Annotated in this window: 17 protein-coding genes and 1 other RNA gene; 9 read left to right on the top strand and 9 right to left on the bottom strand. The window is 54.1% G+C overall.

What is annotated here, in order from left to right:
- Nucleotides 1-17: 17 nt before the first annotated feature.
- Together mscK and acrR are read right to left on the bottom strand one after the other, a co-directional pair.
- On the bottom strand, nt 18-3,401 hold the full coding sequence (gene mscK, locus CPA59_RS05660; protein ID WP_100849117.1) for a mechanosensitive channel MscK: 3,384 nt from the start codon (nt 3,399-3,401) through the stop codon (nt 18-20).
- A gap of 82 nt (nt 3,402-3,483) precedes the next feature.
- Nucleotides 3,484-4,134 carry a multidrug efflux transporter transcriptional repressor AcrR gene (gene acrR / locus CPA59_RS05655; protein ID WP_038918203.1) on the bottom strand — a complete coding sequence of 217 codons (651 nt, stop codon included), beginning with the start codon at nt 4,132-4,134 and terminating at the stop codon, nt 3,484-3,486.
- Between the two features lie 142 nt (nt 4,135-4,276).
- Between acrR and CPA59_RS05650 the strand changes: the two genes are divergently transcribed.
- From CPA59_RS05650 to CPA59_RS05625, 6 genes are all read left to right on the top strand, one after another.
- Nucleotides 4,277-5,470 (top strand): efflux RND transporter periplasmic adaptor subunit, encoded by a 1,194-nt coding sequence (locus CPA59_RS05650; RefSeq protein WP_038918202.1) that lies wholly within the window; start codon nt 4,277-4,279, stop codon nt 5,468-5,470.
- 16 nt (nt 5,471-5,486) lie between these two features.
- A complete protein-coding gene (locus CPA59_RS05645; protein ID WP_038918200.1) occupies nt 5,487-8,633 on the top strand; it encodes an efflux RND transporter permease subunit in 3,147 nt (1,048 codons plus the stop codon).
- Nucleotides 8,634-8,804: 171 nt separating this feature from the next.
- The gene (locus CPA59_RS05640) at nt 8,805-9,056 is read left to right on the top strand and encodes a type B 50S ribosomal protein L31 (protein WP_038661187.1); all 252 of its coding nucleotides are present in this window, start codon (nt 8,805-8,807) and stop codon (nt 9,054-9,056) included.
- A 15-nt stretch (nt 9,057-9,071) separates the two neighbouring features.
- A complete protein-coding gene (gene ykgO / locus CPA59_RS05635; protein ID WP_013316871.1) occupies nt 9,072-9,215 on the top strand; it encodes a type B 50S ribosomal protein L36 in 144 nt (47 codons plus the stop codon).
- A gap of 507 nt (nt 9,216-9,722) precedes the next feature.
- On the top strand, nt 9,723-10,091 hold the full coding sequence (gene tomB, locus CPA59_RS05630) for an Hha toxicity modulator TomB (protein WP_042859087.1): 369 nt from the start codon (nt 9,723-9,725) through the stop codon (nt 10,089-10,091).
- A gap of 53 nt (nt 10,092-10,144) precedes the next feature.
- Nucleotides 10,145-10,348, top strand: a complete 204-nt coding sequence (locus tag CPA59_RS05625) for an HHA domain-containing protein (protein ID WP_009114000.1) — start codon at nt 10,145-10,147, stop codon at nt 10,346-10,348.
- A 297-nt stretch (nt 10,349-10,645) separates the two neighbouring features.
- Here CPA59_RS05625 and ffs read toward each other — a convergent pair.
- Nucleotides 10,646-10,742, bottom strand: an RNA gene (gene ffs / locus CPA59_RS05620) — signal recognition particle sRNA small type.
- 166 nt (nt 10,743-10,908) lie between these two features.
- On the opposite strand from ffs, the gene CPA59_RS05615 reads away from it, so the two are divergent.
- Nucleotides 10,909-11,238, top strand: coding sequence for an MGMT family protein (locus tag CPA59_RS05615; RefSeq protein WP_038918197.1), 330 nt, complete (start codon nt 10,909-10,911; stop codon nt 11,236-11,238).
- A gap of 28 nt (nt 11,239-11,266) precedes the next feature.
- Here CPA59_RS05615 and CPA59_RS05610 read toward each other — a convergent pair whose 3' ends face one another.
- On the bottom strand, nt 11,267-11,827 hold the full coding sequence (locus tag CPA59_RS05610; RefSeq protein ID WP_049854165.1) for a YbaY family lipoprotein: 561 nt from the start codon (nt 11,825-11,827) through the stop codon (nt 11,267-11,269).
- 252 nt (nt 11,828-12,079) lie between these two features.
- On the opposite strand from CPA59_RS05610, the gene tesB reads away from it, so the two are divergent.
- On the top strand, nt 12,080-12,943 hold the full coding sequence (gene tesB / locus CPA59_RS05605; protein ID WP_049854164.1) for an acyl-CoA thioesterase II: 864 nt from the start codon (nt 12,080-12,082) through the stop codon (nt 12,941-12,943).
- A gap of 92 nt (nt 12,944-13,035) precedes the next feature.
- On the opposite strand, the gene amtB is transcribed toward tesB, so the two are convergent.
- The 5 genes from amtB to CPA59_RS05580 all read right to left on the bottom strand — a co-directional run bounded on the left by amtB (nt 13,036) and on the right by CPA59_RS05580 (nt 19,095).
- Nucleotides 13,036-14,328 (bottom strand): ammonium transporter AmtB, encoded by a 1,293-nt coding sequence (amtB, locus tag CPA59_RS05600; protein ID WP_038661206.1) that lies wholly within the window; start codon nt 14,326-14,328, stop codon nt 13,036-13,038.
- Between the two features lie 42 nt (nt 14,329-14,370).
- Complete coding sequence (glnK, locus tag CPA59_RS05595) at nt 14,371-14,709, bottom strand: P-II family nitrogen regulator (RefSeq protein ID WP_002208627.1); 339 nt, start codon at nt 14,707-14,709, stop codon at nt 14,371-14,373.
- A 294-nt stretch (nt 14,710-15,003) separates the two neighbouring features.
- A complete protein-coding gene (locus CPA59_RS05590; protein ID WP_049854163.1) occupies nt 15,004-16,797 on the bottom strand; it encodes a SmdB family multidrug efflux ABC transporter permease/ATP-binding protein in 1,794 nt (597 codons plus the stop codon).
- Nucleotides 16,790-18,556, bottom strand: a complete 1,767-nt coding sequence (locus CPA59_RS05585; protein WP_049854162.1) for a SmdA family multidrug ABC transporter permease/ATP-binding protein — start codon at nt 18,554-18,556, stop codon at nt 16,790-16,792. Before CPA59_RS05585 ends, CPA59_RS05590 begins: the two co-directional genes overlap by 8 nt.
- A 77-nt stretch (nt 18,557-18,633) precedes the next feature.
- Complete coding sequence (locus tag CPA59_RS05580; protein WP_013316862.1) at nt 18,634-19,095, bottom strand: Lrp/AsnC family transcriptional regulator; 462 nt, start codon at nt 19,093-19,095, stop codon at nt 18,634-18,636.
- A gap of 177 nt (nt 19,096-19,272) precedes the next feature.
- On the opposite strand from CPA59_RS05580, the gene CPA59_RS05575 reads away from it, so the two are divergent.
- On the top strand, nt 19,273-20,325 hold the full coding sequence (locus CPA59_RS05575; RefSeq protein WP_038661218.1) for a PLP-dependent cysteine synthase family protein: 1,053 nt from the start codon (nt 19,273-19,275) through the stop codon (nt 20,323-20,325).
- Nucleotides 20,326-20,405: the final 80 nt, after the last annotated feature.

Below are 20,405 nucleotides of genomic sequence, written 5' to 3'. Positions count from 1 at the left end.
ATTCCCGACAACGTTATTTAGCGGGTTTCCATCGCATCCTGCGGCGGTGTTAGTACGCGGGACACTTCCTGTATCTCGTTGCCCTGTGCGTTATGCAGGTGTACTTCCAACTGGTTGAAGGCGATGTCGATATTATTTTCGCGGCACAGACGATCGATGGTGCGGTTCAGTTCATCGACGGTGTAGCTGCGATCCCGCAGTTCCCGCACGTACAAACGCAGTTCATGATCCAGCGAGCTTGGGCCGAACGACAGGAAAAACACCTGCGGTTCCGGGTCGGTCATCACGCGTGGATTATCGCGCGCCGCCTGCAGCAGCACCTCTTTCACCTTGTCCAGATCGGAACCGTAGGCGACGCCGATACGAATCAGTACACGCGTGATGGTGTCCGACAGCGACCAGTTGATCAGACGTTCGGTAACAAACGCCTTGTTGGGAATGATGACTTCCTTGCGGTCAAAATCGGTAATCGTAGTGGCGCGGATACGGATCTTGCTGACCGAACCGGAGAACGTGCCGATGGTGATGGTGTCGCCAATACGCACCGGCCGTTCGAACAGGATAATCAGGCCCGACACGAAATTGGCGAAGATCTCCTGCAAACCAAAGCCCAACCCCACCGATAACGCCGCCACCAGCCACTGCAACTTGTCCCAGGAAACCCCGAGCGAGCTCAGCGACGTGACCGCACCGACGGCGGTAATCAGATAGGTCAGCACGGTGGTAATGGCGTAAGACGTGCCTTGCCGCAGTTGCAGGCGCGACAGCACCAGCACTTCCAGCAGACCTGGCAGGTTGCGGGTCATCACATAGGCCACGCCGCCAATCACCATCGCCACCAGCAGGTTGCCTAGCGTAACCGGCTGCAATACGGCGCCGCTGGCATTCGTGGTGCTGTAATGCCACAGCGTGATGCTGTCCAGATAAGAGAACACGGTCACCAGATCGGCCCAGATCCAGTAAAACGCGCCGGAGAATGCCAGGAACAGCACCATGGTGGTCAGGCGCAAAGATTGCTGGCTGATCTGCTCCAGCGCCAGCGGCGCTTCCGGCACCGGCTCGCTGCCTTCCGCCCCTTCTTTGACCAGATTCTGGCGTCGCGCCACCGCGCGGCGATACGCCAGACGGCGGGCCGCGACGCTTAAGCCACGAATAGTAGCGAAATAGACGATATTCCAGACGATCAACAGATACAGGCTGTCAATCCAGCGACTGGCCAGACGCAGCGTGGTATAGAAAAACCCGTTCAGCATCAACCCAATCAGAAACAGCGGCATGGCGGCCATCATGGTCACCACGATCAGTTGCACCGTGTGACGCTCCTTTTCCCGCCAGCAATCGCGGCATACCGGGAACACCAGAATGGTCAGCAACAGCAGGTTACAGACGATAATGATCTGCCCGATGACGTCATCCACCAGGTACAGCGGCGCTTTCTCGCCCACCACCGACCAGAACATCAGCGGCAGCAACGCGCCGCCAAGTCGCAACGTCTGACGCCGGTAATGCGCGCAGCGGTACGCTGGAATATTGAAGTGACGCTCGCTCAGACTGCCCGGCTTGAGACTAAACCAGGCGGTGGCGAACACCATCCAGAACAACGCCAGATTTTCGCTAAGCAGCCAGGCGAAGCTGCTGATCTGGCTATCCGTCCGCTTCAGCCATAGCCCCAGCGACAAAATCACCAGCACGCCCGGCAACGTACGCAAAATCAACAGCAGAATGGCTTTCGGCGTATGCAACTGGCTGTCACGCTTGAGCAGCCCCACATCGTCCGCCAGCTTACTCATATAGCTATCGATGCTTTTTCGCCGCCACAACAACAGGCAGACCATTATCAGCGCCGGGATGATCAGCAACAGCGAATTCATGATCCCCTGGCCCAGCGGTACGCCTTTCAGGTTGAAATGCAGATTTTTTATCTGCTGTTTCAGTGTCGACGGCAGATCCTTCAGCCAGTTCCAGTCCATCGGTTTATTGCTGCTGACCCAGAAGATTTGCTGAGTCAGCGTACGCTGCAGCGAGTCATTCACGCTCATCAATTGCTGGCGGCTGATTTGCAGGTTAATCGCCAGCATCAGCTGATTGCCAAGCTGCTTGTTGAGCTGGTCGAGCAGTTCGCGGCGCATGTCCAGAATCTGCTCCAGCGCATCGGTGACTTCGGCGTCCACCGTGGCATTGCTGTGAACGACCAGTTGCTGGATATATTCATCGCCACGGAACAACACATCGCGTTGCTGGTTGATATCAAACTGTTCCAGCCGCAGATCGGCGATTTGGGTGCTGATGTTGCCCATCGCATCGGCCGACGGCAGATTTTGCTGTTGTTGATAAAGGATACGCGACAGCAGCAGACTGCCTTTCAGCACCGTAATCTGTTCTTTCAGGTTGCGTTCCGACTGTGTGGCGCGATCCAGCCAGTTTTTTACCTGAATGCTCTCCTGAACCAGCGTATTGCCTGCTTCGGTCGCTTTGATCAAACGTTGGCTGAGCTGACGATTGGTATCCATCTCCGCTTTGACCAGCGGGTTCTCCTGAATACGCTGCAACTCATCCGAATTCTGCGCTTCCTTGGCGGTTTTCTCCGACAGGTTGAGACGTTTGTTGTTGATGACGCCCTGCAACGTCTGCACCATGTGTTCCAGCTGACCAATCTGTGCGGCGGTGTAATCCCGCTGCTTCTGCAGCAGATCCTGCATGGTGGTGTTCACTTCCAGACTTTTGCGCTGCTGCTCCATTTGCAGCCCGACCAGCGCCTGCTCCGCCTGCAGTAAAATCTGCTGACTCGGCCGTAGCGGCTCCTGCGACGGGTCAAGCCCACTGAGCTGGGTGCGCAGTTGCTGGCTGCGTTGCGAGGCGGCATATAACGCGCTCTGCACCCGCTCCGGCTGGGTCTGCAACGAAATCAGCTGGCTATTGTAGGTAGAGAGGTTTTCCTGCGCCGACTGCAAGTCATCCAGCGTTTCATTCAGGCGGGCCTCCAGCTGTTTTAGCGACAGCGACTCCAGCGATGGCTGAGACACCGGCGCAGCGCTCCCCAGCGACACCAGATCTTCATTCACCTGCTTCAGTTTGGCCGGCGCCTGCGCCGCCTGCTGCTTCAACTGGCTGGTTTCCTGCCTAACCCGGTCGATAGAGTCCAGCACATCCAGCGTTTGGGTTAAATCCTGCTGGGTCAGCTTGTCTACCGAAGTCAGACTTTTTTGTTTGTTGAGGGTATCAAGCCGATTCTGAATCTCATTCCGGGTCGGCAAATCGTTACCGGCGGCAAGCGCCGACCACTGCGGCATCAACCCGAGCAGAAACGCCCAGATATACGGCAGGCTACGGCGAACAGAATCATAAAGGAAAGAACGGAAAAGAACGGTAAACGAACCAGAAACGGCGAAACAGCGACTCATGATGCATCATCGGTTTTACAGAGATGGCGCAGTTTATCACGTCTGCCGGAAGACAAGGTATGTCAGGCTACATTTATGCATATCAGGCTTCGGAGCTACCGGTCTGACGTAAGGCCAGACTGCCGCGCAGCATATCGATCAGCCCATCGACCAGATACGGCGCTTCGTTTTTCAGGTCGAAGCTTGTCGGCATAAACAGCCAGTTTTCCATGATACCCGACAGATAAGCGCGCATGGCGACCGCTGCGCGTCGGGGATTCACGTCCATCGGCAACATCCCCTGCCGAATGCAGTTCATCAGCGAGGCTTCTATTTTGTAGTAGCAGTCGAAATACAGATCCTTACGGCCATTAAATGTCGGCAACATTTCACCGACAAACTCGCATTTATGGAATATGATCTCCATCATTGAGCGCCACTCGATATCTGACTCGGTCAATCTCAATATATAAATCAGCAACTCTCTGAGCACATGCAGTGGATCGTCAGGAAATTTTGCCTGATACTCAGTTTCGAAATCAGAAACTTTGGCTTCTGATCGCGCCCATATCTCATCAAACAGTTCAGCTTTGTTTTTAAAGTGCCAGTAAATAGCACCGCGGGTCACGCCGGCGGCAGTCGCAATATCGGACAATGATGTTGAGGAAACGCCATGCTCGGAAAACAGACGCAGCGCTGCGTCCATAATCTGAAGTTTGGTCTCATGAGCCTGTTGTTTGGTTTTTCGTGCCATAGCGCCGACTTTCAAGGGAAGCGAGATTTACATACATTCACGGATGTATGTAACATAGCACGAGCCTGAATTTATCGCAGCAATGGGTTTAAAAGCTTGTGATCCATTGGTCAATTAAAAATCGGATACTTGGGGTTTATCTATGAATAAAAACAGAAGGCTTACGCCTCTGGCGGCTATGCTGATGCTTTCTGGCGGCCTCGTACTCACAGGATGTGACAACAAGGCTTCTCAAGAAGGGGCCCATCAGGGAGGCGCACCGGAAGTCGGCATCGTTACGATAAAATCACAAACTCTGAATATCATCACCGAGCTGCCGGGACGCACAAGCGCCTATCGTATTGCCGAAGTACGCCCTCAGGTGAACGGTATTATTCTGAAGCGCAACTTTGTGGAAGGCAGCGACGTCAAGGCAGGCACATCGCTGTATCAGATCGATCCGGCCACGTATCAGGCCCAGTACAACAACGCCAAGGCCGCGCTGGTCCAGGCTCAGGCTAACGCGGAAATCGCGCGGTTGACCGTTAACCGCTACAAACCGCTGCTCGGCACCAACTACGTCAGCAAGCAGGATTACGATCAGGCTGTTGCCACCGCACGCCAGACCGAGGCGGCGGTTGCCGCGGCTAAAGCCAGCCTCGACAACGCGCAGATTAGCCTGAACTATACCCGCGTAACGGCCCCGATTACCGGTCGTGTCGGTAAATCCACCGTGACGGAAGGCGCGCTGGTGTCCAATGCGCAGACGACAGCGCTGACGACTATCCAGCAGTTGGATCCGATCTATGTGGACGTCACCCAGTCCACCAACGATTTCCTGCGCCTGAAAAAGGAACTGGAAAACGGCACCCTGCAACAGACCAATGGCAAAGCCAACGTTCAGCTGACGCTGGATAACGGCACCCATTATAACCAGCAAGGGACTCTGGAATTCTCCGACGTCACCGTGGATGAAACCACCGGTTCCATCACTTTACGCGCCGTGTTCCCGAATCCGGATCACAATCTGCTGCCGGGGATGTTTGTCCGCGCGCAGATGGATTCCGGCGTCACTCCCAACGCGATTCTGGTGCCTCAACAGGGCGTGAGCCGTACACCGCGCGGCGACGCTACCGTGATGCTGGTCGGCGAAGGCGACAAAGTGGAAGTCCATCCGATCACCACCGGCCAGGCCATCGGCGACAAATGGCTGGTGACGTCTGGCGTCAAACCGGGTGACCGTATCATCTTGACAGGCCTGCAGAAAATCAGACCGGGCATGCAGGTAAAAGCGCAGGAAGTGGCCGCAGGTAATGCGCAACAGCAGCAACCGCAGTCCCAACCCGCCAAGTCTTAACAGGAGCCGGTAATCCATGGCCAAGTTTTTCATAGATCGCCCGATTTTTGCCTGGGTCATCGCCATTATGGTGATGCTCACCGGGACACTGGCAATCCTGAAGTTGCCTATTGCGCAGTACCCAACCATTGCGCCGCCCGCGGTTCAGATTACCGCCAACTACCCGGGCGCGGATGCGAAAACCCTGCAGGATACCGTAACGCAGGTAATCGAACAGAACATGAACGGGATCGACAAGTTACTGTATATGTCTTCCAACAGTGACTCGTCAGGCACCGTGCAGATTACACTGACGTTCGATGCCGATGCCAACCCGGACATTGCTCAGGTGCAGGTACAGAATAAACTGCAACTGGCGATGCCGTTGCTGCCGCAGGAAGTGCAGCAGCAAGGCGTTAGCGTGCAGAAATCCAGCAGCAGCTTCCTGATGGTACTCGGTTTCGTCAGCGACGATAACAACATGACCCAGCAGGACATCGCGGACTTCGTCGGCGCCAGTATCAAAGACCCGATCAGCCGCGTACGCGGGGTGGGTGATACCCAGTTGTTCGGCGCCCAGTACGCCATGCGTATCTGGCTCGACCCGGACAAACTGAACAATTACCAGCTCACTACCAGCGACGTGGTCTCGGCGATTCAGGTGCAGAACAACCAAATCGCCGCCGGTCAGCTTGGCGGCACGCCGCCGGTTCCCGGTCAGAAGCTGAATGCGTCAATTATTGCGCAGACGCGGCTGAATTCGCCGGAACAGTTCGGCAATATTCTGCTCAAAGTGAATCAGGACGGTTCACAGGTTCGCCTGAATAACGTTGCCCGTATCGAACTCGGCGGCGAAAGCTACAGCGTCATCGCCCGCTATAACGGTCGTCCGGCCGCCGGTCTGGGTATTAAACTCGCTACCGGCGCCAACGCGCTTGATACGGCTTCAGCGGTAAAAGCGGAAATCACCAAATTACAGTCGAATTTCCCTGCCGGGCTGAAAGTGGTTTATCCGTATGACACCACGCCGTTCGTAAAAATCTCCATTTACGAGGTGGTGAAAACCCTGCTTGAAGCCATCGTGCTGGTATTCGTGGTGATGTACCTGTTCTTGCAGAACTTCCGCGCCACGCTGATTCCCACCATCGCCGTACCGGTGGTGCTGCTGGGAACCTTCTCCATACTGTCCGCCTTCGGCTATTCGATTAACACCCTGACCATGTTCGCCATGGTGCTAGCCATCGGCCTATTGGTGGACGATGCCATCGTCGTGGTGGAAAACGTGGAACGCGTGATGGCGGAAGAAGGGTTATCGCCCAAGGAAGCCACCCGCAAATCCATGGGGCAGATTCAGGGCGCGCTGGTCGGTATCGCGCTGGTGCTGTCCGCAGTATTCGTACCGATGGCGTTTTCCGGCGGCTCGACCGGCGCCATCTACCGCCAGTTCTCCGTCACCATCGTGTCCTCCATGGTGCTGTCGGTGCTGGTGGCGTTGATCCTGACGCCGGCACTGTGTGCAACCATCCTGAAACCGATTGCCAACCATGGCGAGAAAAAAGGTTTCTTCGGCTGGTTCAACCGTCTTTTCGATAAGAGCACCAATCACTACACCAACAGTGTCGCCAACATCCTGCGCAGCACTGGCCGTTATGTGGTGGTGTACCTGATTGTCGTGGCTGGATTGGGTCTGATGTTTACCCGTCTGCCAAGCTCCTTCCTGCCGCAGGAAGACCAGGGCGTATTACTGACAATGGTGCAGTTGCCGGTGGGCGCAACCCAGGAAAGCACGCAGAAAGTGCTTGATCAGGTTAACGATTACTACCTGCAACACGAAAAAGACAATGTGAACTCGGTGTTTACCGTTAACGGCTTCGGTTTCGCCGGTCGCGGACAGAACATGGGTATCGCCTTCGCCAGCCTGAAAGACTGGGATGAACGAAGTGGCGCAGCCAACAAGGTCGACGCAATTATTGGTCGCGCTTTTGGCGCCTTCTCGCAAATCAAGGAAGCGATGGTCATCCCGTTCAACATACCGGCGATCGTCGAGCTGGGTACCGCCAGTGGTTTTGACTTTGAACTGATCGATCAGAACAACCTCGGCCACGATAAGCTGATGGCCGCCCGTAACCAGTTGCTGGGAATGATCGCCCAACATCCTGACACGCTGGTGCGTGTTCGTCCCAACGGGATGGAAGACATGCCGCAATACCGGCTTGATATCGATCAGGAAAAAGCGGAATCGCTCGGGGTATCGATTGCCACCATCAACGCCACGCTGTCCACCGCGTTGGGGGGAACCTACGTCAATGACTTTATCGACCGCGGTAGGGTGAAAAAGGTGTATGTTCAGGCGGAAGCCAAATTCCGTATGCTGCCCAATGATATCCAGAAATGGTATGTCCGCGGCACCTCCGGCCAGATGGTCCCCTTCTCAGCTTTCGCTTCCGAGCGTTGGGAATACGGTTCGCCGCGTCTGGAGCGTTACAACGGCCTGCCGGCAGTAGAATTGGTGGGTGAAGCCGCTCCCGGCAAGAGTACCGGTGAAGCCATGGCGCTGATGGAAGAACTGGCGTCACAATTACCACCAGGAATCGGATTCGACTGGACCGGTATGTCCTATCAGGAACGACTGGCCGGTAACCAGGCGCCGGCGCTGATCATTATCTCCGCCATCGTGGTGTTCCTGTGTCTGGCCGCGTTGTATGAAAGCTGGTCGATTCCATTCTCCGTTATGCTGGTTGTACCGCTGGGTGTATTTGGTGCGGTGATGGCCGCCGGCCTGCGCGGACTGGAAAACGATGTTTACTTTAAGGTCGGCCTGCTGACAACCATCGGTTTGTCCGCCAAGAACGCCATTCTGATCGTCGAGTTCGCCAAGGACCTGATGGAGAAAGAAGGGAAAGGTCTGGTGGAAGCGACCCTGGATGCTGTACGTATGCGTCTGCGCCCCATTCTGATGACATCGCTGGCGTTCATTCTGGGCGTAGTACCGCTGGTAATCAGTACCGGCGCAGGCTCCGGCGCACAGAACGCGGTCGGTACCGGCGTAATGGGCGGGATGATCACCGCTACCGTACTGGCTATCTACTTCGTGCCGGTGTTCTTTGTGGTGGTGCGCCGCCGCTTCGGCAAGAAAAAAGAAGCGGACGACTCCCATCACGAGCACTCCCAGACCAGTCACTAACACATTCTATTGCTTCTCAAAGGCCGCTTATGCGGCCTTTTCCTTTTCAGGTTCAGGCCAGCATTCCCCCTATCCCCCAGCCCTGAGATTTCCCTGCAAATCGTAACGTTGATCATCACGCCAAAAAAGCGCAGAATATAGATATGTTATAACATAACAAATGAGGCTGTCATGAAAGCGGGTATCCATCCCAACTACCGCACTGTGCTGTTCCACGATACCAGTGAGAATGTATTTTATAAAATCGGCTCTACGATCAAAACCGATCGAACCTATGAGTACGAAGGCGAAGTCTATCCTTACGTCACTATCGACGTTTCTTCCGCCTCTCATCCTTATTACACCGGCAAGCAGAAAGAATACGCCAAAGAAGGTAGCGCAGCGCGTTTCCAACAGCGTTTCGGCCGTTTTCTGAAATCGTAATCTGGGGAATTATCCATGCAGGTATTAAGTTCTCTTCGCAGCGCCAAAACGCGTCACAAAGACTGTATCGTGGTCAAACGTCGCGGGCGCGTCTATGTCATCTGTAAGAGCAACCCACGTTTCAACGCGGTACAGGGCAGGAAAAAGAAAAAACGCTAATTATTATTTGCTCAAAAACTATCGGAAGGTGTGCTCATCACCACACCTTCTGTCATTGCCCCTTCATCAATCCCCTTAAAAAACAAAAAGATAAAATAATTATCTTTTCATTCCATCAAAATCTTTACAAATAAAGACAAGCCAGAAAAATTAATTAACACTGTGATTCTTGCTAACAACGAAAAAAATTAAATATACTTGTTCCAGTGGCCGATAAATATATCACGGCTCACCGGAAGCAGCCCGCACCGATAGCAGTAATCGTCATAAAATTGGTTCGACCACACCGTAAACGTTGGCTTTTTTGCTATAATGAATTCAGAATGATTGTTGACAGTGACGTCGAGTCATTCTCTGGCATTCACCGTGTTACCCCTGTTCGTCTTAAGATTAAGGGAAATTGAGGCATACTGAGGGGCATTCTATCTTCTGCACTTCATCACACCACCTGTCTGGCCGAGTGGTGGCCCTAAGTGACACTGAATCGTAGCTTACGGAGGGATAGAAATGGATGAGTACACACCTCAACATTATGATATTGCCCAACTCAGATTCTTGTGTGAAAATCTGCACGACGAAAGTATCGCGACATTAGGTGACAGCAGTCGTGGCTGGGTGAATGATCCGACCTCTGCGGTCAACCTTCAACTAAACGAACTTATCGAGCATATTGCGGCATTTGTTGTTACCTACAAAATAAAATACCCGCATGAAGCGGCGTTATGTGAACGGGTTGAGAAATATCTGGACGACACTTATATTCTTTTCAGCAATTACGGTATAAATGACTCCGAGTTGCAGAAATGGAAAAAATCCAAGTCACAATTATTCAGAATGTTCTCAGAAAAGAGCATCTGTACGGTAGTAAAAACTTAAGCAATAATTTGTCTCATACTTAATTTAAATCCAGGAAAATTAACAAGGTCACTATGAAAAAAATCGACTATTTAATGCGTTTGCGTAAATGCACAACCATCGACACGCTTGAGCGTGTTATAGAAAAAAACAAGTACGAGCTTTCCAACGATGAGCTTGAAATGTTCTATTCAGCTGCAGACCACCGCCTGGCAGAGCTGACGATGAATAAGCTTTACGACAAAGTACCAACTGCTGTGTGGAAATACGTTCGTTAAGCATTAAAAACAGCAGTTTAAATACATAAAGACACTGTGCCGATATTCTGTCGGCCTTTGTTTTTTATGAACTGTAAAGAATAACACCCCCTTTGTAACAAGAAGTATCACGCATTACTTAAATTTCTCTTTATTAATTCATTCACTCTCCCCAGAATTAAATCGAACCTTTCTGATTAAAAACCTTTTCACCGAATTTATCGTATAAAAAACGTTGTACCTTTTATTGATAAAACATCAGGCGGGGATATTAGAAATAATGTTGAAGCCATAGGGAGAGAGATAAAATGGTGGAGGCCCCGCCAGCTACATCCCGGCACACACGTCGCCTGCTGCGGCTGCTTCCTTCCGGACCTGACCGGGTCCACAGGTTAGTGTTGCGGGAGAACCAACGGGGCCTCCATTGACAGCTCCACAGTTGTGGAGCGGAGGGCATTATCGGTGATGAACTGGGCAATTGCAAGTTACCGCCGCCTAACCGCTGTTTTCTTACCCATCGCCAGCTTTTATACTGCTGATACCGTTCATTCTCTACCGGTTTCAACATATTGGATCCCGCCATGATTACCGAAGCGGACAATTTTCGTCAGCGAGTCATCCACGTTATCGCCGCCATTCCTTACGGCTGTGTCGTTACCTATGGCGATGTCGCTCGTCTTGCCGGCTCGGCCCGAGCCGCACGGCAGGTAGGCGGTATACTGCGGGGGCTCCCCGCCGGCAGCCAGCTACCCTGGTATCGGGTGATTAATCGAAAAGGAGAGATTTCGCTTACCGGCCCGGATTTTCAGCGGCAAAAATCGGCCCTTCAATCTGAAGGGGTGATACTGGATTTGGAAGGGAAGATCGATCTGGAGAGATTTCGCTGGCGGTACGTGCAGGATGTCCTGTAAGCAGGCACCGCCAGCGTGATTAACAATATTAATAGGATTGTGATGACGAATCTGAAACACCCTCATCGGACGCTGCCGGTGCATTCGGCGTCAGAAACCCGCCGGACTTCGCCGGCACCGGTACAGTCGGAACCGGTATCAGTGTCAGATCGGCATTATTCACCCCATTGCTGACCACCGGCATCACATGCTCGGTAATCAATGTCACCCGGTGGTTAATGGCAACGGCGGCACTGAGCAGGATACGGGCGTCCGGCCGGATTTCCGCCGGGTTATAAGGCAGCACAAACCGGAATGGCGCCTGCTGCCCTTCCGTGCGGATAACCCGCTGAGAGATCACTTTTGAAGGTGCATCCGGAATCGACGCATCGGATACGGTAACCGTCAGCACCGAATCCGGCGGCAACGCGATTTTTTGGCGAATATTGACTGTGCCGGTCACAGCGGGCATGCCGCTAACAGGTTGAGAAAGAGTCTGAGTCTGCCCCGTTGCCGGCGCAGTCGCTTCAGGAGCAACACCATGGTTATTCACACACCCGGAGAGCGCGATCGATACCGTAATACCACCAAAGATATGCCATAATCTCATAGGTAAGTCTCCTTAATTATTTTATCAGGATGACGGTCAGAAAAACCGCCACCCGTTAAGAAGTATGAACCAACCGGCATAACAATTATGGTGGAAAATTCCGATAGTTATCGTGTAATCATATTAACATCCCGGAACCTGCCAGTATCTTCATGTCTGAATTCGATGGAAAGCGTTCTTTTAGCGCACGACGAGCCATTCGCGTAATCACGATTAACCCAAATGCAGAACTATTAACCCAAAGGCAGAGCTATGAGCCAGGCATTACAAAATCTTCTCGAGTTGTTAAATCTGGAAAAACTGGAAGAAGGCCTGTTCCGCGGCCAGAGTCAGGATCTGGGGTTACGCCAGGTATTCGGCGGTCAGGTGGTCGGTCAGGCGCTATCGGCCGCTAAACAGACCGTGCCGGCTGACCGCTTCATTCATTCGTTTCACAGCTACTTCCTGCTTCCCGGCGACAGTCAGAAACCGATTATCTACGATGTGGAGACACTGCGGGACGGCAACAGTTTTAGCGCCAGACGCGTCAGCGCTATTCAGAACGGCCGTTCGATTTTTTACATGACCGCTTCTTTCCAGACACGGGAAAGCGGTTTTGAGCACCAGTGCGACATGCCGCAGGTGACGCCGCCCGACGACTTGCCGTCAGAGCAGGACATCGCCCGTAGTATGGAACATCTGATTCCGCCGGTTATGCGCCAGGTTTTTACCAATGACAGGCCGATAGAGATTCGCCCGGTAAAATTTCATAACCCGTTGAAAGGTGAAGCCGCGCCTCCAGTCAGACAGGTGTGGTGCCGGGCCAACGGCGTCATGCCGGATGACGAGCGAACCCACCAATATCTGCTTGGTTATACCTCCGATTGCCATTTTCTGCTCACGGCGCTGCAACCGCATGGCGTGGGGTTTCTGGAACGAGGAATGCAAGTCGCAACCATTGACCACGCGATGTGGTTCCACCGGCCGTTCCGGCTGGATGACTGGTTGCTTTACTCTGTCGAAAGCCCCTCGGCTTCCGGCGCCCGCGGGTTTGTTCGCGGCCAGTTCTATACCCGTGAAGGGGTGCTGGTGGCATCCAGCGTGCAGGAAGGCGTCATCCGGCGTCACGGTCAATAGCCCAGCGCCAGACATAAAAAAACCACCTTTTTCAAGGTGGTTTTTTGTTTGGTATATGACGGTAACCGTTATTATCCGCTACCGAACGGGAATTACTGGTTGTATGCGTTTTCGCCGTGGCTGTTGACGTCCAGACCTTCACGCTCTTGTTCTTCCGGTACACGCAGACCGACAGCAATGTCTGCAACCTTGAAGGAGATGAACGCGGCGACGCCGGACCACACGATAGCGACGATCACGCTAAACAGCTGTACCCATACCTGATGAGCCATGGTCACACCCTGCGCATAACCGGTACCACCCAGCGACGCGGCGGTGAACACGCCGGTCAGCAGACATCCGACGATGCCGCATACGCCGTGCACCCCGAACACATCGCACGGATCGTCGACGCGCAGCCATTTTTTCAGTACGGTCACACCCCACAGGCCAGCAAAACCACCGGCAAAGCCGATAATCATCGCGCCGCCGATACCCACAGTGCCTGCGGCCGGCGTGATGGCAACCAGACCGGCGATACAGCCAGAACAGGCGCCCAGCAGAGACGGTTTACCGCGACTAATCCACTCGCCAACGACCCAGGCCAGAATCGCAGCGGCTGTCGCCACCACGGTGGTCAGGAACGCCAGACCCGCGATGTTGTTGGCAGCAGCGGCAGAACCGGCGTTGAAACCGAACCAGCCGATATACAGGATAGCGGTGCCCAGGAATACCATCGGCAGATTATGCGGCTTGAAAGCCTCTTTGCCGAAACCGACACGTTTGCCCAACAGCAACGCGCCAACCAGACCAGCCACAGCGGCGTTGATGTGTACAACGGTGCCGCCAGCGAAGTCCAGCGCGCCGTCTGCCGCCAGATAACCGCCGCCCCATACCATGTGGGTCATCGGCAGATAAGACAAGGTGAACCACAGTGCGGAGAAGATCAGTACGGCAGAGAAACGAATACGCTCACCCAGCGCACCAATCACCAGCCCCACGGTAATGCAGGCAAAGGACGCCTGATAAGCCACATGGATAAACTGGTAGAAAGTACCGCTGACAGAGTTGATATCAATGCCATTCAGCATGAAATTGGTCAGGCTGCCGAAGAACGGGCTGCCTGTACTGAATGCCACGCTGTAGCCATAAATCACCCACAGAATGCAGACCAGCGCAAAAGCCACCATAATCTGAGTCAGCATGGACAGCACGTTTTTGCTACGAATCAGGCCGCCGTAAAACAGCGCCAATCCAGGAATCGTCATGAACAGCACCAATGCGGTACAAATCATCATGAACGCATTGTCCGCTTTGTCCGCCACAGGCGCCGGCGTATCCGCCATGACCCATGCAGGAAGCATGGCAGCCGCCCCTAAACCTAATGACAAGGAAAGTTTCTTCATTTTCTCTTCATCCCTATTTAATAAGGCTAAATCAGGTAATTGTTATAGTGCGGCTTCGTCAGTTTCGCCGGTGCGGATACGGATGACACGCTGCAGTTCCGCGACAAAGATTTTGCCATCGCCAATCTTACCGGTGTAGGCAGCTTTACTGATGACATCGATAACTTCATCCAACTGGTCGTCAGCGATCGCGATGTCAATTTTCACTTTTGGCAAAAAGTTAACGCTGTACTCCGCGCCACGATACAGTTCCGCATGCCCTTTCTGACGCCCAAACCCTTTCACCTCAGTGACGGTGAGCCCCTGGATGCCTACAGAAGACAATGCTTCGCGTACGTCTTCCAGCTTGAACGGTTTAATTACCACAGTAACCAGTTTCATCCTCATCCCCCTAACCATGTAAGTTCAGGCCTGCGCCCGTCACTCTCAAATATGTCCACGAATCACTTAAAGCAAATCGTGTGCCATAAATGTTGAGCCGAAGCAAAAGCGATAAAACGCGACCCGTTAGGGACAGAACGGAAGATGACTGTATGAAGTATGGACAATGAACAGGAAAAACAGGAGCGCGCGACGCACAAAAATAGTGCATCGCGCTTGGTTTCAGTGCAGCGCACTGCACAACAAGGCGGGCTCTGCCAAATTATGGTGCGAAACGCTGCACTGCGTTGGCAGTCATGGTGCCTGAGATATCAGTTCGGAAGAATCGTGCGGTTGCGAAAAGGCCAACTCTCGGCTCGCCTGCTGCAACTGGTACATCTGGTAATAACGCCCTTCCTTCGTCAGCAACTGTTCGTGCGTTCCCTGCTCCACCGTTTTACCGTGGTGCAGCACCAGAATGTTGTCCGCCTCGACAATGGTTGACAGGCGATGTGCGATCACCACCAGCGTGGTATGAGAACGCACCAATCGCAATGCCCGCTGGATAGCCTGCTCGGTACCGGAATCGATATTGGCGGTCGCTTCATCCAGAATCAGAATTCTGGGAGCCGCCACCAGCACTCTGGCCAGCGCCAGCAACTGTTTTTGCCCAACCGACAGGTTGTTCCCTTGCTCGCCGATACGAGTATGAAGACCTTCCGGCATGTCTCGCACCAGCGGCGCCAGTTGCACCGCTTCCAGCACCTGCCAGACGTTGTCCTCACTGATGTCGCGCCCCAGCGTGACATTGGCGTACATAGAGTCAGCCAGCACTACCGGGTCCTGTTGCACCATTGCCACATGCTGACGCAGCACCTGATGCGACAACGTCGGCAACGAACGATCATCGAGACGGATTTCCCCGCTATCCGGCACGTAATACCCCATTAACAGGCTTGCCAGCGTACTCTTACCACTGCCGGTATGCCCAACCAACGCGACAAATCCGCGATCCGGCACGTGCAGCTCGATGTCATGCAGCACCGGTTTGCCTTTATGGTAGGAAAACGTCATCTGATTGATATCGATACGCCCGCTCTCCAGCGCACGAACATCGTCACCATAACGCTGGCGGGCGCCGTCCATCAGCTCAAAAATACGCTCTCCCGCGACGACAGCCTGCTGCAACATTGACTGCTGGGTGGTGAGTTCAATCAGCGGCTCATTCAGACGCCCCAGATAGTTGATAAAGGCATACAGCACCCCCACCCCGACGGAACCGACCGAACTGAACCCAAACTGCAGTAACAGACCGCACATCACCAATGCCGAAAACAGGCTCAACAGCGGGCGCAACAGGAAACCGTCCAGCCGTAGCGTCTGCATGCGCGCATCATAATGCGACCAACTGGCGTCACTCAGCTTTTTGCCAAACCGTATCTGCTGGCGAAACTGCTGGATAACGCTCATGCCGCTGATGGACTCGTTGAAACCATCGTTGATGTCCGCCAGGTAACTGCGCATCCGCCGGACAATCGGCGTGCTGTAGCGTTGATAAATCACCATGACAATCGCGACCGCCGGAAAAATGGTCAGCGCCACCAGCGCCATGCGCCAGTCCAGACTGAACATGGCTATCAACATCGCCCCAATCAGCGCCGCGCTGCGCAACACGCTGCCCACTACCATCACATACAGATCGCGAACCACTTCCGTATCGTTGGTCACGCGTGAGATCAATTGCCCGACCGGTTGGGTATCGAACACCGCTAACGGTTGACGCAACGCCGCATCCATCACATCAATGCGCAGCTGTTGCACGACGCCAACCGCCACCCGGTTGAACATCAGCGCCTGAACATAATGCAATAGCGCCGCAATCCCCTGCAGCACGATATACCCTACCGCCAACCCGGCCGCCATCATCAGCGGAAATTCGCCTTTGCTCACCAGATGGTCAATGAAATAGCTGACCAGTACCGGCCCCGCTACTTCCGCGCCCGCCGCCACCCACAGCAGCAAAACTCCGGCCCCTACCGTTTTTTTCCACGGCAGACCGTAAGCCAGCAACCGTTTCAGCGTCGGCCATAATGCCCGGGAATTACTCATGCGGTCGCTCCTCATGGGGTGAATCATCCAGCGCGGCTTCCAGTTGTTGATAACGATACATATCGCGATACCAGCCGGCCTGCTGCGACAGTTGCCCATGATCGCCGCATTGCGCGACATGCCCTTGCTGCAACACCAGAATTTCATCGGCATCCACCAGCGCCGACAAACGATGCGCGCTGATAATTAGCGTTCGCCTCTGCCCCCACTGACGCAAATTACTCAAAATCTGGTGCTCCGTGCGACCATCCACCGCAGACAACGCATCATCCAGCACCAGCACTTCAGCTTCCAACAGCAGAGCACGGGCAATGGCGATGCGCTGTTTCTGGCCGCCGGACAGCATCACCCCCCGTTCGCCGACTTCGGTCTGATACCCCTGCGGCAAGCGAAGAATATCGTCATGCACATTTGCCAGCCGCGCCGCTTCTTCAATCTGTTGTTGGGAAGCATCAGGGCGCCCCAGCGCAATATTGTTGGCTACCGAGTCCGAAAACAGGAACGGCGTCTGGCCGACTACTGCAAATCGGCTTCGCAGCTCATCCAGTCGAATCTGGTTTAATGGCTGTTGGTGATAGGTAATCTGCCCTTGTTCGACATCAAAATAACGCAGCAGCAATGCCAGCAGCGTACTCTTGCCGGAACCGGTCGGGCCGCAAAGCCCCAGGGTTTTCCCCGGCGCCAGCGTAAAACGGACATCATTGAGCACCGACGCCGAATGCCCCGGGTAATGGAAGGCGGTAATCTCCGCAACCAGCGTTCCCGGCTGGGCAGGCAGCGCCTGAGAGCCATCCACCACCACCGGAGCCTCAGACAAGAGCTGACGGATGCGGCTATAGGCGGCGCTGCCGCGCTCGACAATATTAAACATCCAGGCCAGCGCCAGCATCGGCCAAATCATCAGGCCAAGGTACATCACAAAACTGGTCAACGACCCCAACGTCATAGAACCATTAATCACCATCCAACTGCCGCCCCCTACCGCCAGCAGGTTGCAGAAGGCCACCGCGATATAAATCGTCGGGTCGAAACGCGCATCCACCCGCGCCACTCGCATGTTTTTCTGACCGGCGTCGGCGGCGACCCGGGCGAAACTGCCTGACTGGTGATCTTCCAGACCAAACGCTTTAATCATGCGGATACTGGTGAGGCTCTCCTGGGCATGGTCATTGAGCGAGGAGAATGCCGCCTGCGCGTCTTTGAAACGCTGATGCAACTGCGTACCATAACGTTTGATGATCACCGCCATCAGCGGCATCGGCGCCAGCGCTATTAGCGTCAGTTGCCAACTGAGTTGGGTACACATCACCACCAGTACCGCGCACCCCATCACCAGCGAATCCACCAGCGTCAACACCCCTTCCCCGGCGGCGAAGACCACCCGGTCCACGTCATTGGTCGCGCGAGCGATCAGGTCTCCGGTGCGATGGCGAAGGTAAAAAGCAGGATGCTGTCGGCTCAGTTGGCGATAGAAATCTTCACGCAGCTCAACGGCCAGTTGATAGGCTGCGCCAAATAGCCAGATGCGCCAGAAATAGCGCAACAGATAGGTCAATAACGCAACCAGAAGAATCCCGCCAATCCACCACAGTACCGTGGTCGTGGTCATTTGACGCTGCGTTACGCCGTCGACAATGATGCCAACCAGTCTGGGCGGCAGTAATTGCAGGATAGCAATCACAATCAATAGGATTACCGCCCCCAGATAGCGCTTCCATTCACGGCGGAAATACCATCCTAGTTGAACAAAAAGTCTCACGCGATTTCAGTCCATTAGCTACAGAATTATGATGCAGGGAACAGATTATTATACATAAAGTGTATGGCGAATAAATTTTATACCTGCAGGGGCAAAGCCGTTGTCTGTTTCATGCACTCCATAGCGAAACTGGATGTGACATCAACCAACCCCGGAATGCCATTAACCAGCCGTTTGTAAAAAGCGTCATAGCTTTTCATATCCGCCACCTGAACCTGCATCAGATAATCGTATTCTCCCGCCATACGGTAAAACGCCAGCACCTCCGGCATATCGGAGACAAAATGGGAAAACTCCTGGTACCAGGCGCTATTGTGCTGCTGGGTTTTCAACAACACAAATGCCGTCAGCCCCAGCCCCAGCTTTTCATTATCCAGCAAAGCGACGCGGGACTTGATGTACCCGTCATCTTCCAGCCGTTTTAGCCGTTTCCAGCAAGGAGTGGACGTCAGGTTCACCGCCTCGGCCAGCGCCTGCAACGACAGAGTACAATCCTGCTGTAGCAATGACAGCAGCATACGATCGGTTTTATCCAGCATATCGACATAAAAGAGAAAAATTTTCTCTCATTAGCCCTTTTTAAAAACAAAAAGGCAATCTTTTTTTCTGCAAAAAACGATACGCTAAATCCTATCCTCGCCATTGTGCGTACGCGTTGCGTCGGATGGCGAAACAGACTTTGAAAACATAATTCTTATTCAGCAGGACAACATCACATGACCAGCACCTGGGTACGCGACGCCGTCAGCGCGATTGAGGCCGATTTTCAACGTTCGGCAGACACTCACCTGATTCGCCTGACCTTGCCGGACTACCCCGGCATCTACTTTTACCTCAAGGATGAGAGCACGCATCCGAGCGGCAGTCTGAAACACCGCCTTGCCCGCTCCCTGTTTCTGTACGGTCTGTGCAACGGCTGGATTAACGAGGGCACGCCGATTATTGAGGCCTCGTCCGGCAGTACCGCCGTGTCGGAAGCCTATTTCGCCCGCTTGCTGGGACTGCCGTTTATTGCCGTGATGCCTGCCTGTACAGCCAGACGAAAAATCGAACAAATCACGTTCTATGGCGGGAATTGCCATTTCGTTGAACAATCCGGCCAGATTTACGCCGCCTCCGAAGCGCTGGCCAAAGAGCTGCACGGCCACTACATGGATCAGTTCACGTACGCCGAACGCGCTACCGACTGGCGCGGCAATAACAACATCGCGGACAGCATCTACCGGCAAATGGAACGTGAACCGTTCCCGGTACCGGACTATTTGGTGATGAGCGCGGGCACGGGCGGTACTTCCGCCACGCTGGGGCGCTACATCCGTTACAAAGGTTTGGATACGCAACTGGTGGTGGTGGATCCGGAAAACTCGGTGTTCTACGACTGCTATCGCCAGCAAGATCGCACACTCACCGGGAAATGCAGCAGCCGTATCGAAGGCATCGGCCGCCCGCGCGCCGAGCCGTCGTTTATCCCCGGCGTGATCGACGACATGATGAAAGTGCCCGACGCCGCCAGTATCGCCACCCTTTACTGGCTGGAGCGGATTCTGGGGCGCAAGGTCGGCCCGTCCACCGGTACCAACGTCTGGGGTATGCTGCAACTGGCCGGGCAGATGGTGGCGGAGGGGCGCCGCGGTGCGATCGTCACGTTGCTGTGCGACAGCGGCGAGCGCTATCTCGACACTTACTACAATCAGGATTGGGTACGCGCCCAGATTGGCGATATCACCCCTTATCTTCAGCAACTGACTGAAGGATATCGAATTCCGTGACGCTATCCCGGGAGGCCTCGTTCCCCTTACGCTGAACTGCGCCGGGATTTCAGGTACCATAGCCGCCAGAATATGGTTGA

The sequence above is a fragment of the Dickeya sp. Secpp 1600 genome (assembly GCF_003049805.1).
Classification (GTDB): domain Bacteria; phylum Pseudomonadota; class Gammaproteobacteria; order Enterobacterales; family Enterobacteriaceae; genus Dickeya; species Dickeya fangzhongdai.
This window is presented reverse-complemented; position numbering and strand designations above follow the sequence as displayed.